General features: G+C 32.8%; 1 protein-coding gene. It reads right to left on the reverse strand.

Annotated features, from left to right (window positions below; translation table 11 throughout):
• Nucleotides 1-122: 122 nt before the first annotated feature.
• The gene (locus tag MSG95_RS18855) at nucleotides 123-794 is read right to left on the reverse strand and encodes a hypothetical protein (RefSeq protein WP_324624971.1); all 672 of its coding nucleotides are present in this window, start codon (nucleotides 792-794) and stop codon (nucleotides 123-125) included.
• Nucleotides 795-1,139: the final 345 nt, after the last annotated feature.

The following is a 1,139-nucleotide window of genomic DNA, read 5'->3' on the forward strand; positions in this document are numbered from 1 at the left end:
AGTGCATAATCAATTGCTTGCTGTTTAAATTCAGCACTAAAACGTTTGGCCATTTCTTGGATCTCCAAAGTTAACGTTACGTTATCTTTAGAGGGAAGTACTGTCCATTATTTTGGCTAGGATCAATCATCTATATTTGAAAACCATACTACATTATCGATTTCACATAGTGGATTCTGATGAACATGATTTGGATATTGCTTTGCAAAAGATAAGCCATGTATAGGATCAACAGCTTTACTAACAGACTTAGCAAATGCGAAATCAAAAATATTACCCGTTCTTAAAAATAGGTTTACTGCAAAAATATCTTGAGTAGAAAATTTACAACTACTTGTTGGATAGTAATTTTTAATTTGATCTGGAGTCCAAGTACTCGGATCACCTTTCGGAGCAGTTGTAGTACTATGAATTAATCGTGCATATCTTGTATCAGTACCCCATAAAGATTTAACTTCTATTGTTTTTTTTACTCCGTTCTTTTCAAACGTAAAGTCAAAATTAGCATATGCTCCTAAATGTTTAGCCATATCTTCAGGCATACGAATAACTTTATATCCGTTTTCCTTACCATGTTGAGCTAAATAATATTCAGAAAGAGAACTTAAAACCTTTGCTGCAGCACCATATTGATCAATCTCCAATAAATCATTTTCGGATAAATCGGTTAACTGTGTTTGCAATGATTTTAGAGAAGAGTTTCCAACATAAATCTCTCCAACAGCCACATTTTTGGTTAAATCAATAGAAATAATTCGGCCTTTTGCTATTTCTTTCCATGCACCATCTGTCAAGAATGATGATGGTATAAATTTACCAGTTCTTCCTATTTGTAAAATAGTTTCGTTTTCTGAGGTTATTTCAATCTCAAAGGTCGCTCTATAGTGAGTTTGGCCTGCTACCTTAAAAATAGTTTTATCTAAGCTTTTTATCGGTAGAAGTATAGGATTTAGAATATTCGATAAAGCTTCAGGTGTAACACCTTTATATCTCTTTGTAAGGTCAGAAACTAAGAGCCTGTAAATTATTTTGTGTAAGTTCCATTTTTTATAAATGATCTTTTAATCGATCATCGAACTGAATCGTAAACCAATTCATTGCTAAACGCCAATTTTGAATTGGCATCGTCCATTTCTTCG

The organism is Acinetobacter sp. IK23, assembly GCF_035615275.1.
GTDB lineage: Bacteria > Pseudomonadota > Gammaproteobacteria > Pseudomonadales > Moraxellaceae > Acinetobacter > Acinetobacter seifertii.